The following is a 12,730-nucleotide window of genomic DNA, read 5'->3' as shown; positions in this document are numbered from 1 at the left end:
ATATAAGAAGGATAAGAGAGAAAATAGAAATTAATCCTAAAGAACCAAAATATATAAAGGTGGTGTGGGGAATTGGATACAAAATCGAAGCTTAAGTCTATTCCAAGTTTTTTCATAAAACATATTTTTATTTCTATTATTATATTAGTGGGATTATTTATAACAGCTGATTATTTTGAGCAAATGAGTAGGTACACAAAGTACAATGGGCCAATGACACGGGAATCTATTGATGCTACAGTAAAGTTAGAGAACTTTAGTGGAGATAAAAATATAGTTGCTTATGAAATACTTGGGACTACTAAATATTTAAGTTTATATAAAGAGGCAAGTAATCATAAATCAATGGCTAACGATTTTTATAAGCAGCAACATATAAAATATGTAGTATTTAATAAAGTAGATAAAGCTCTATTTACTAATTCTAAGGAAGTATATGATAAGTACAATCTTGGAGAGGATCAATTTATATTAGATAAACTAATTAGGGAAGATGCAAAACCTAAATATTTAGATGGATTTAATTTAAGCGGATCTAATTTTGATGATATGGATGATAAGGGAAACTCTTATACAAAAAATCCTGAGAAATATGAGTTTAGATTCTGGATTCCAAGGTATGAGTTTGTAAATGATGGTGAATTTGCAATAATAGATAAAGAAAAAAATATATGCAAGAAAAAACAAGAGACTTATTTTATATTATATATAGCATCAGTTGCTACAATGGTATTAATAGTTTTAATGATTATATTTGGAAATAGAAAATTATTAAAGGAAACTATTCAAAATTTATATTTATATAAAATAGTTAAGTTAATATTAAAATGGATTAATTCTGTATTCTTTGAGCTGTTTACAAAGAAGGGAATAACTTTCAAGGTTATAGTTGTTGGAACTTTAGTTATAATAGGTATGTTTCAAGGAGTAGTACTTGGATATGGATGGAATTTTGAATTTATGGCAGTATTATTTTTGGGAGTAGTAATATGTTTAGTGTATATGATTAATCTATCTATGGATCTTAGAAAAATAGAAGACTATACAAGTGATTCAAGCTCAGCAGAGTTTAAAGACAAGGTTAGAAGCTATAATCTAAAGATACTTGCTAAGGATATAGAGGACCTTAAAATGGGTTATAGTGATGCTGTTAATGACAGAATTAAAAATGAAAGGCTTAAGGCAGAACTTGTAACTAATATATCCCATGACTTAAAGACTCCATTAACTTCTATTATTAACTATACTGATATTCTTCTTAATAAGGATATTACTGATAGTGAAAGAGAAGATTATATTAGGGTTCTTAATAATAAGGGACATAAGCTTAAAAAGTTAATTGATGACTTATTTGAGATATCTAAGATTACAAGCGGAAAGGCTCAGATTAATCTTTCGAGGGTTAATGTGGTTGAACTGATTAGTCAAACACTAGGGGAGCTTTCTACTAATATAGAGTCTTCGGGTATTGAGTTTATTGTTAATTCAGACAGTCATAATATAGAACTGAGTCTTGATGGAAATAAGGTTTCTAGGGTGTTTGAGAACTTAGTAACTAATATTATTAAGTATTCTTTAAAGGGAACTAGGGCTTATATAGATATTGCTCAGGAAGAGGATAGGGTTAGTATTTACTTTAAGAATATTTCTAAAGAGAAGATACTGATTAGCCAAGGTGAATTCTTTGAAAGGTTCTCAAGGGGAGATAAGGCGAGAAATTCATCGGTTGAAGGTAATGGACTTGGACTTTCTATTGCAAAAAGTATAGTAGATGCACATGGTGGAATTATTGATATATTAGTTGATGGAGATCTTTTTAAGGTTATTGTTACTTTTACAAAATAATTTAACTAATTTGTAAACGAAACTACATTAGTATGTTTAAAATATATCAATTAAAGGTACTATACTAATATTAAGAAATTCAAGGTCGGTGATTTTAATGGGTAATAATTCAACAAGGATTTTAACAGTTATTTGCTCAGTATTAATTGGGTATATTATATACATAGGTGTTTAAAAAGCTAGCGGCAATGAATTGCCGTTAGTTTTTTATTTATAAATTACATACATTATGGGGAGAATAAACAAGGAACAAAGGAGGATACTATGAGAAACATTTTTAAGGTATATACAAGGGATATGAAAAATATCTCTAAAAACGTTATTGCAATTATAGTTATTTTAGGTCTAGCCATATTACCATCACTTTATGCATGGTTTAATATTAAGTCATCATGGGATCCATATGGGAATTTATCAAAGGTTTCTGTTGCAATTGTTAATGATGATATTGGAGGAAGTCTTAATAATAAGAAGATTAATATAGGGAATCAAGTTGTAGACAATCTTAAGGCCAACAAAACACTAGACTTTCATTTTGTATCAGATAGTGAGGCATCAAATGGACTAGAAATGGGAAGATATTATGCATCTATTAAGATAGATAAGAATTTTACCAAAGATATTATGTCTATACTTAAGGAGAATCCTGTTAAGCCGAGGCTTATATATACAGTAAATGAGAAGAGAAATGCTGTAGCACCTAAGATTACAGAAAAAAGCGCATCTGTAATTAAAGATGAGATAACTAAGAGCTTTATTGCAGAGGTTACAACTACAGCTATTAAGGGGCTTAATGAATTAGATATTAAGATTGAGGAGCAGCTTCCTTTAATAGCTAAGTTTGAGAAGATATTATTTGACCTTGAGGGTCAAACAGGTAATATTAAGTCTTCAGTTAAGAATTTATATAATGGGTCAGTAGATGCAGATAAGCTTCTAGGAGATCTAAATAACCAAATGCCAAGGATTAATAGTATAGTTAATGAGTCAAGTAGCATAATAGATAATTCTATTAAGTTTGTAAATACAGCAGCTGATGATATAATTTCATCCTCAGAGGTTATTAAAGCAGACCTAATCCACATTAAAAACACAGCGGATAATATGAATTCTATTTTATCACCAGAGGATGTAAATTTAGCCTCTAAGGTGATACTAGAAAGACTTTCAATAATTAAAGGATCAGAGAAAAATGCATTAATTATTATTAATAAGTCAATTGACTATATAGATAGTATCAATAAAAATGGACACCTAGACAAGATAAGAGTAGAACTTGTATCTTTACGTACTAATGTTGAGAAATCAATAACCATGATAACTGAACTAGAAGGTAAGATTAATAGTGGTGCTGAAATTACAGAGGGTACAATTAATAATATTAAGTCAGCATTATTAAGGGTATCATCTAAGAGTTCAGAAATAATTACAGGACTTAATGGTAAGTATAAAGATGATTTTAATAAGGCTGTGGGAGAAATTTCACACACTTTAAACGAAGCAAGTATAGTTCTTAATGATGCTAAGGGTAATATGCCAAAGATTAAGTCTCTAGTTGAGGAAACACATAAGGGAGTTAAGGATGGAAGCCTAGTTCTTAAGGATGTAAATAGTAATATGGATGATGCTGTTAGCCTTATTAAGAGTACAGCAGATAAAGTTAGAACACTTAATTCAGATGAGAAGTTTCAGGAGCTTTTTAAGCTTCTTAAGAGTGACGCTAAAAAAGAAAGTGACTTTATGTCTAGCCCTGTTCAGATAGTAGATAAGAGGATATATCCTGTACCTAACTACGGTTCAGCTATGTCACCATTCTTTACAACTTTAGCATTATGGGTTGGAGGATTGATTCTTGTTTCAATATTATCAACTAATGCAGTAGCTGATAATATAGGTCAAACATCAAGGTATTTAGGAAGGTTACTAACCTTTATTACAATAGGAATAATGCAGGCTTTAATAGTAACCCTTGGAGATGTGTTTATTCTTGGAACATATAATAGTAGTCCATTATTATTTATTTTAAGTGGAGTATTGATAAGCATAGTGTTTGTAACAATTATTTATAGCTTAACCTATATTTTAGGTGCTGTAGGTAAGGCATTAAGTGTAATTTTATTAGTCCTACAAATATCATCTTCAGGAGGTACATTCCCTGTTGAGGTTACACCTACATTTTTTAATAATATTAATCCATTCCTTCCGTTCACATATGCAATAGGACTTATGAGAGAAGCAGTAGCTGGATATATACCATCAGCTGTTATGCAGGATGTTATTGTATTATTAATATTCTTTTCAGTCTCATTAGTCCTTGGAGTATATATGTCTACTAAGGATAGAAGTCTTGGAGAATTATTTAAGAATAAATTTAAAGAAAGTGGTCTTGCAGAGGACTAATAATATTAAGGATGCTACATATTTATGAAGCATCCTTAAGTTGTATTTTAGAAGAATATTTAGTAGTGGTAGAAGAGTTTTTAAAAAATTAGTATAATGGTATAATGCAAAGATAATAATGCAAGTGATTGTTTTAAATAGATATACGAGAAGGTGAAGTTATGAAGGATAAAAAAGATATTAAAGTTGTAGTAGGGATGTCAGGTGGAGTTGATTCATCTGTATCAGCACTACTTCTTAAGCAGCAAGGATACGATGTTATAGGTATCTTTATGAAGAACTGGGATGAGAAGAATGATGATGGGGTTTGCACTGCATCTGAGGATTATGATGATGTAAGAGCTGTATGTGACCAAATAGGAATACCTTACTATACAGTTACATTTGTTAAGGAGTACTGGGATAGAGTATTTACATACTTCCTAGATGAATATAAAAAAGGAAGAACTCCTAACCCAGATGTTATGTGTAATAAGGAAATTAAATTCAAAGCATTTTTAGATCATGCTATGAAGATTGGTGCTGATTATATTGCAATGGGTCATTATGCACAGGTTGAAAAGCGTGGAGATAAGTACTGCCTTATTAGAGGGAATGATAACAACAAGGACCAAACATACTTCCTATGTGAGTTAACACAGGACCAGCTGTCAAAGACTATGTTCCCAATTGGAAATATAGATAAGAAGGAAGTTCGTGAAATAGCAGCTAGAGCAGGACTAAAGACAGCATCTAAGAAGGATTCTACAGGGGTATGCTTTATAGGAGAGCGTAACTTTAAGGAGTTTCTATCTAATTACCTACCTGCAAAGCCAGGTGATATTAAATCGCTAGAAGGTAAGGTTGTAGGTAAGCATTATGGTCTTATGAACTATACTCTAGGGCAAAGAAAGGGGCTTGGTATAGGTGGTGCAGGAGAGCCATGGTTCGTAGTAGATAAGGATCTTAAGAGCAATACATTATATGTTGTTCAAGGTGAGGAAAATCCACTATTATTCACATATGGGCTTATAGCTAAAGATATTAATTTTGTTGCAGGAGCTGCTGAAAGTGAAGAATTTAGCTGCACCGCAAAGTTTAGATATAGACAACCAGACCAGGGGGTTAAGGTTAAGATGTTAACTAGTGATTCAGCACTTGTTATGTTTGATGAGCCTCAAAGGGCAATAACTCCAGGGCAAGCAGTTGTATTCTATAATGGTGATGAATGCCTTGGAGGAGGATTTATAGATTCATATTTTAAGACGAGAGAGTCACTGGATTCTTATAGAAAAAAACTATAAAAGATAGTTAATTAATCTAAAAAGCAGCCAATTTTATATGGCTGCTTTTTAGATTTTCCACTTAAATAAAAGTATACCAGCTATCATAATTGCAACACCTAGGAACTTGTTCCATCCAAAATTCATAGGTTCAGCTCCAAATAGCGAAAACTTATCAATAACAGCTGCTGTAACTAGCTGTGCAACAAGTATAGCAGATACTGCATATGTGGGGCTAAGTACAGACATTCCTTTAATAACTGTAAATGTTATAAGGGCACCAATAATACCACCTGTAAGATATAGCTTATCAACTTCAACTATTCTCTTAATATCTCCCTGTGCAGCGAATAAGAGAATAATAAGTGAAGTTATAAGTGCAGTTGCATGGACAAATGCGTTGGCTTCCCAAATACCTACCTTCTCGTTAAGTCTAGTATTAAATACCCCTTGAAAGCTCATTAGAGCACCTGCAATTGCAGAATAAATAAATCCCATCATAATATTATTCACCTCATACATAGTGTTTTCAATATATGGGATTTTATACGTGAAAAAAGGAAGAGATAGATTCTCTTCCATTAAGTGCATTTATTATCTAGATTGGTTCTTCTTAGCACGTCTACAATCAGGACATCTCTTAGGTTCATTTTCGAAGCCTTTTTCAGCATAGAAAGCCTGCTCACCTTCAGTAAAGATAAACTCATTAGAGCAGTCTTTACATACGATTGTCTTGTCAGCCATGTTGTTACCTCCTTTATTTAGGTATTTAACGATACAATAGGACCCATATCCTAAAACAAGGATAAAAAGTGTCATCTAAGTTAAATTCCTAATATTCATTAATCACTTAAATAGAAATAATAGATAGTAAAATAAGTAATTAACAAAGTATTAAAATTATAGCCATACTTTGAAAAAATTATTCAAAAAATATTACTTTAAATAAGGGATTAATAAATTATATGTAAAAATTCATAAAATGTTACTAGATTGGCACTTATACCTTGATATTTCAACAAAATTTGATATTCATTTTCACCTAAACTTATGAGATAATAGTCTAGAATTCTTTTAATTGCTACTTTAATCACTATGATATATAATGTATATGACAAAATTACAGAATTTATACAATTGAATATAGAGGGATATATGTTGTATAATTGTGTAGAAAAATATAAAAAACAAAAATGGAGTTGAATTTATTATGATACTAATAAAAGAATTTGAATTTGATGCAGCTCATAATTTAGTAAGATATCATGGAAAATGTGAGAGATTACATGGACATACTTATAAACTAATAGTTAAAATCGAAGGTGAGCCAGGTGAAGAGGATATGGTATTCGATTTTGTTGAATTAAAAAGAATAGTTAAAGCTAAGGTTATAGATAAGATGGATCATTACTACCTAAACGATATTATTGAGCAACCAACAGCTGAAAACATTGCAAAATACGTATGGAATGAACTAGTTGACGAGATTAAGAGAGATAACTGTAGATTATATGAAATCGAGGTTTGGGAAACAAAAACTAGTGGATTAATATATAGGGGGTAAGTCATGAAGGACGTACAAAGCCAAAAAGATACAAGAAACATAGCTCTAAAAAAAGTAGGAATTAACGAACTTAAATGGCCAATTAAGGTTATGGACAAGGCAGAAAGAGAACAATCAACAGTTGCTACAATGGACCTTTCTGTTTACCTACCACACGACCAAAGAGGAACTCATATGAGCAGATTCGTTGAGGTTGTCAAGGAAGCACCAAATCTTTCACCTAAGGGACTTGAGGAAATGCTTAAGCACCTAGTAGAAAGACTAGAAGCTAAGAAGGGACATTGTAGAATTACATTCCCATACTTTATAACTAAGCCATCACCTGTAACAGGAATTATGGCACCATATGATGTTAAGTGCTGCTTCGATGCTGAATTCTCAGTAGAAGACGGATTTAAGTTTGTACTAGAAGTTGAAACTCCAGTTACGACTCTATGTCCATGCTCAAAGGAAATCAGTGAGTTTGGTGCACATAACCAAAGAGCACTTGTTAACATTAAGGTTGAAATGGATAAACTTGTTTGGATTGAAGACCTTGTTAAGATAGCTGAAGAAAGCTCAAGTTCACCAGTGTTTACACTACTTAAGAGACAAGATGAGAAGTGGGTAACAGAACAAGCTTACCTAAACCCAAGATTCGTTGAAGACGTAGCTCGTGAAACAGCTTCAAAGCTTGAAGAATTTGATGGAATTACTTGGTACAGCACATATGTTGAAAGTATTGAAAGTATTCACAACCACAGTGCATTTGCTTACACTGAAAAGGGTTGCACTCTGTAAGAGGTAGGATGTTTTAAATGAGAAAAAGTGTCACTTTAAAAGACGGAAAAGCCTATAATTTTGATAATATGAAGATAATGGGTATATTAAATGCTACTCCTAATTCATTTTTCGAAGGTTCAAGGGTTTCATCTGTAGATGTAGCTGTTGAAACTGCTCTTAAGATGATTGAGGATGGTGCAGATATACTTGATATAGGAGGAGAGTCTACAAGACCAGGTTCAGAGCCTGTTGATGTAGATGAGGAAATATCAAGGGTAGTACCCCTGATTGAAGCTATTAGAGAAGTTAATAAGGAAGTTATAATTTCAATTGACACATATAGAGCAAAAACTGCTGAGGCTGCTATTTTAGCTGGTGCAGATATTGTTAATGATATTAGCGGACTTACATTTGATGAGAACATGGCAGATGTAGTTGCTAAATATAATGTGCCAGTATTTATAATGCATATTAAGGGTACTCCAAAGGACATGCAAAACAATCCACATTACGATGATGTAATTATAGAGATGAGCCAGTTCTTTGAGGAAAGAATTAATTATGCACTTTCAAAGGGAATAAGTAGAGATAAAATTATGCTAGACCCAGGTATTGGGTTCGGTAAGAATTACCAGCATAACGTTGATATAATTAAAAACATAGAAACATTCTACAAGTTTGATATGCCAATACTTCTAGCTGCTTCAAGAAAGGGTATGATCGGATATGCCCTAGGAGATCTTCCGGCAGAAGAAAGACTAGAGGGAACTATGGCTATTACTTGTTACGCTGCTGATAGAGGAATTGAGATGATAAGAGTTCACGATGTTAAGGAAAACTATAGAGCAGCAAGAATGACAGAGGTATTTAGAAATGAATAGAGCATATATAGCATTTGGTAGTAATATTGGAGATAGACATAAAGCAGTAGAAGATGCCTTTGAAATGCTAGAGCAAAGAGGTGTTAGAATACTTAAGAAGTCAAAAATGTACGAAACAGAGCCATATGGATATACAGATCAGGAACCATTTTTAAACGGTGCATTAGAAGTTGAGACTCAACTAGATTGTCGTGGTCTTTTAGAAACACTTCTATCAATTGAAGCGGATCTTGGAAGAGTTAGACTTATAAGATGGGGCCCAAGAATAATTGACCTTGATATATTAATGTTTAATGATGAGGTTCATGATGATGAGGACCTTAAGGTTCCACATATTGATATGCATAATAGAACTTTTGTACTAGAGCCTCTAAATGATTTATGTCCGGACAAGATAAACCCAAGACATAATAAGACTATATGTCAATTATTAAGCGAACTTAAGAAGTAATTTAATTATAATATAAGTTGTTTATGTGATATACGAATAAAAAAGAAGTAGCTAAAGCTACTTCTTTTTTTAGATATATTATACAAAAATATGATATAACATATAATATATGTAAAAATATTTGATAAATGTGTTATAATTTAACAGATAATATTTTATTTGGAGGATACATTTGAGTAGGTTAGATATATATTCAAGAAATAATCAGGATATAATGATTTTTTCAATAATCATTATGATAAAGTTAGTAGCATGTAATTTTATACTTGGAATTAGTGGAATAGGATATTACACTCTATTTGGGTGTTTGGGTAGTACATTATTTTTTGTAGGTATTTCACTTGTTTTAGAAGGAAAAAGCAGGGCAAGATTTCTTTTAATTTGTAATATAGTTTTTAGTTTTGCCATTTACTTAAACGTTTTAGTAAATAGATGTTACGGTGATATTTTCACAAGTGGAATATTTTTTCATAGTGATTTTATGGAGATATTAGGAAAGATTTTTTTATTTCCTAGGATATACGATATATTTATTTTCCTAGATATATTTATTATTATATATCTAATGAGGAAGGGTAAAATATACAGCAAAAACAAAATTAATAAATATTCTATATTAAAGTTAATTCTAGTATCAGGGTTTGGAATATTTCTTTGTTATATAAGTACCACATCTTTAAATAAGTCACAACCTGGAATACTTAAGAATTTCTATGATAAGAAAACGATTGTTAAGGAAGCAGGTCTTGCTAACTATGGCGTTGTTGATCTTATTAGTCAAATAAACAAGGCAAAAGGATCTAATGAAGTTATAGAAGTAAATAACCATAGTAACAATATGAATGAAGTAGTAGAGTTCTTTGATAAAAAGCCTAATGAAAGTCCTAAGTATAAAGGAATAGCAGAGGGGAAGAACTTAATTGTAATTCAGCTAGAGGCATTTCAAAGTTTTTTATTAAATAGAAGTATTAATGGTGTTGAGATAACACCAAATCTTAATAAATTATCAAAGGAAAGTGTAAATTTTAATAATTGTTATGTTCAGATAGGTGCAGGTGGAACAAGTGATGCTGAGTTTTTAACCAATACATCATTATTACCTTTAAGTGATAAGTCTGTTTATACAGATTACTCAGGTAACACGTATGAATCATTGCCTAAGAAGCTTAAGGAAAAGGGATACTATACATCTGTAATGCATGCAAATAGACCAGGGTTTTGGAATAGATATTTAATGTATAGGTCACTTGGATTTGATGTTTTCGAAAGTGAGTTAAGTTTTAATATAGATGAAAAATTAATACTAGGGCTTAGTGATGAGTCATTTTTTAATCAAGCAATAGGGAAGATGAAGTCTTATAAGCAGCCTTTTTATAGTTTTATGATAAGTCTTACAAGTCATTATCCATTTATGGATACTAAGGGTAAACTTAATGGTTATATGAATGTTTCTGATCTTGAGGGAACTGTTACAGGGAATATGATTAAATCAGCTAGATATACAGATGAAATGCTAGGTAAGTTCTTAGAAAAACTTAAACAAGAGGGATTATATGATAATAGTATAATAGCTATTTATGGAGATCATGGAGGGGTATCAATTGATAGAAAAGGGGAGCTTGCAAAGCTTTTGTATGGAAGTGATACTATGACTAATCTTCAATGGGAAGAAGCCCAAAAGGTTGTTTCTATGATTCATATACCAGGTAGTAATATTAAGGGGGAAGTTAATGCAGTTGCAGGTCAGTATGACATGTACCCAACACTTGCAAATCTACTTAATATAGATAATAAATACACATTAGGACGTGATTTACTAAACAGTAAAAATGGATTTGCAGTTAATAGTGCAGGTAGTATATTTAACGATGATGCTATATATATTGCAGAGGATGATAAGGTTTATTCAAGAAAAGATGGAAGTGTATTAAATAAAAAGGATTACTTTAATTTATTTAATAAAAGAGAAGTATACTATGATTTAAGTGAACATATCATAAAGTGTAATTTGCTTAAGAATTTAAAATAAATAATAATAAAAATAACAAGGCAGGTTTATCCTGCCTTAAAAATTATATACTTGTTTATCAATATCAAGTGAGGGGAAGGGCTTACCTATATAATATCCCTGTGCAAAGTCTATTTTAAGTTCATGTAGCTTATTAAGTATTTGTTTATCTTCTACAAACTCACCAACAGTTTTCTTATTATATTTTTCTGAAACCATTTTAATAGCTTTAACAATAGACTCTTGTCCCTCATCCTCGGTTATTTTTTTAATAAAGCACCCATCTATTTTAACAAAGTCAATTGGTAGGCTTCCAAGATATGATAGTGAAGTATAGCCAACTCCAAAGTCATCAAGTGCTATTGTACACCCAAGGGTTTTAAATATCTCCATCCACTTCTTAACAGGTTCAAGGTTTTCAATAGCGGCTGTTTCAGTAATTTCTATACCTAGATTAATAGGGATTTTTTGAAGTCTAAGGTCAATTAATACATCCTCAAAATATTTAAGAATTTCATTATTATTAAGTGTTACAGCCGAAAAGTTAATAAATATTTTTATGGTTGGTCTATCTTTTAAAAAAGTTATAGCTCTATCAAATACCCACTTATCTATATATGGTATTAGCCCATACTTTTCTGCAACGCTAATAAATTCCCCAGGTGAAATAAAGGCTCCTGTCTCATCTATCATCCTTATAAGGCCTTCATAATGTGATATAGAGGATGAGTTAACGTTAAGAATAGGTTGAAGGTAGAGCATAAATCGATTCTCTTTTAAGGCTTTTTTTATAGAAGTATTAACTCTACTCATCTTATGAATTTCACATATATTTTTCTCGATATCTTCAGGACTTAAATATACAATTTTCTTTTTATAGTTTTCACGTGCCTTAGTTAGAGCCATTTCAGCATGGGAGAAGCTATATAATGGGGTCTGATTCTCTTTAATATGTGAAATACCAATATTTATATTAATATCATAGTTTTCATTCTTATAGTTGATTTGATGATTATTAAGATTTTTAAAAATATAGTCAGCAAAGTGTAAAAGATCTCTATAACTAAGATTTTTAACAAGTATACAGAATTTCGTCTTTTCAATTCTCCCTGTTACATGTCCATATGGTTTTACCTTTTGAAAGAGGGTGTTTGAAAAGGATTTAATAATTTCATTAATATCCTCTCTAATTAGGATTTTATAAAGACAGTCTGAGTTGTCAAAATCGATAAAAATAATATATGAATTAGCTGAGGATTTAAGACTTTTAATAGATCTTTCAATAAAAATTCTATTTGGAAGATTGGTTAGAGAGTCTGTATATAAGGATTTTTTAAGTCTTAGGTTATCTATTAGAAGTAAAATAATAAATGTTAATACAATAGAAAAGAAAAGAATTAACAGTTCAAGGCTACTATTTTGAGAAGAGTTAATATAAATAAGATGATCAGCAAATAAAGCAGCAGTTAATATAGATAGAAATATAAGACCTATTATGCCAAGTGTAAGTAGTAGCCTTAGATATAAATGTTTTTGTTTATATGGAATTTTCATAAT

12 protein-coding genes are annotated in these 12,730 nt (G+C 31.1%); 9 read left to right on the top strand and 3 right to left on the bottom strand.

The genetic code is table 11. From position 1 onward, the window contains the following. The 4 genes from RR539_RS02860 to mnmA all read left to right on the top strand — a co-directional run. The coding region (locus RR539_RS02860; RefSeq protein WP_332500179.1) for a winged helix-turn-helix domain-containing protein at positions 1-95 on the top strand (95 nt) is incomplete at its 5' end. Then, positions 73-1,845, top strand: coding sequence for a sensor histidine kinase (locus RR539_RS02855; RefSeq protein WP_332474312.1), 1,773 nt, complete (start codon positions 73-75; stop codon positions 1,843-1,845). The genes RR539_RS02860 and RR539_RS02855, both read left to right, overlap by 23 nt. 264 nt (positions 1,846-2,109) lie before the next feature. After that, positions 2,110-4,245 carry a YhgE/Pip domain-containing protein gene (locus RR539_RS02850; RefSeq protein ID WP_332474311.1) on the top strand — a complete coding sequence of 712 codons (2,136 nt, stop codon included), beginning with the start codon at positions 2,110-2,112 and terminating at the stop codon, positions 4,243-4,245. Positions 4,246-4,406: 161 nt separating this feature from the next. Further along, positions 4,407-5,528 carry a tRNA 2-thiouridine(34) synthase MnmA gene (gene mnmA, locus RR539_RS02845; protein WP_332474310.1) on the top strand — a complete coding sequence of 374 codons (1,122 nt, stop codon included), beginning with the start codon at positions 4,407-4,409 and terminating at the stop codon, positions 5,526-5,528. A 48-nt stretch (positions 5,529-5,576) separates the two neighbouring features. Here the strand turns inward: mnmA and RR539_RS02840 are convergent, their stop codons facing one another. Both RR539_RS02840 and RR539_RS02835 read right to left on the bottom strand, forming a co-directional pair. Then, a complete protein-coding gene (locus tag RR539_RS02840) occupies positions 5,577-6,008 on the bottom strand; it encodes a DMT family transporter (protein ID WP_332474309.1) in 432 nt (143 codons plus the stop codon). Positions 6,009-6,101: 93 nt separating this feature from the next. After that, positions 6,102-6,251 carry a zinc-ribbon domain-containing protein gene (locus tag RR539_RS02835; protein ID WP_332474308.1) on the bottom strand — a complete coding sequence of 50 codons (150 nt, stop codon included), beginning with the start codon at positions 6,249-6,251 and terminating at the stop codon, positions 6,102-6,104. Between the two features lie 466 nt (positions 6,252-6,717). Between RR539_RS02835 and queD the strand changes: the two genes are divergently transcribed. The 5 genes from queD to RR539_RS02810 all read left to right on the top strand — a co-directional run bounded on the left by queD (position 6,718) and on the right by RR539_RS02810 (position 11,194). Further along, the gene (queD, locus tag RR539_RS02830) at positions 6,718-7,071 is read left to right on the top strand and encodes a 6-carboxytetrahydropterin synthase QueD (protein ID WP_332483388.1); all 354 of its coding nucleotides are present in this window, start codon (positions 6,718-6,720) and stop codon (positions 7,069-7,071) included. Positions 7,072-7,074: 3 nt separating this feature from the next. Further along, positions 7,075-7,851, top strand: coding sequence for a GTP cyclohydrolase FolE2 (gene folE2, locus RR539_RS02825; protein WP_332474306.1), 777 nt, complete (start codon positions 7,075-7,077; stop codon positions 7,849-7,851). Between the two features lie 17 nt (positions 7,852-7,868). Continuing rightward, positions 7,869-8,714 (top strand): dihydropteroate synthase, encoded by an 846-nt coding sequence (gene folP, locus RR539_RS02820; protein WP_332474305.1) that lies wholly within the window; start codon positions 7,869-7,871, stop codon positions 8,712-8,714. Continuing rightward, entirely contained in the window at positions 8,707-9,165 is a 459-nt protein-coding gene (gene folK / locus RR539_RS02815; protein ID WP_332474304.1) for a 2-amino-4-hydroxy-6-hydroxymethyldihydropteridine diphosphokinase, read from the top strand. The genes folP and folK overlap by 8 nt, the downstream gene beginning before the upstream one ends. Before the next feature lie 172 nt (positions 9,166-9,337). Further along, positions 9,338-11,194, top strand: a complete 1,857-nt coding sequence (locus tag RR539_RS02810) for an LTA synthase family protein (protein ID WP_332474303.1) — start codon at positions 9,338-9,340, stop codon at positions 11,192-11,194. 36 nt (positions 11,195-11,230) lie between these two features. Here the strand turns inward: RR539_RS02810 and RR539_RS02805 are convergent, their stop codons facing one another. Then, positions 11,231-12,727, bottom strand: a complete 1,497-nt coding sequence (locus RR539_RS02805) for an EAL domain-containing protein (protein WP_332474302.1) — start codon at positions 12,725-12,727, stop codon at positions 11,231-11,233. Positions 12,728-12,730 lie beyond the last annotated feature (3 nt).

The organism is Clostridium sp. (genome assembly GCF_036639235.1).
In the GTDB taxonomy this organism is placed as follows: domain Bacteria; phylum Bacillota; class Clostridia; order Clostridiales; family Caloramatoraceae; genus Clostridium_AB.
The sequence above is the reverse complement of the archived record's forward strand: the minus strand, read 5'-3'. Positions and strand labels throughout refer to the sequence as shown.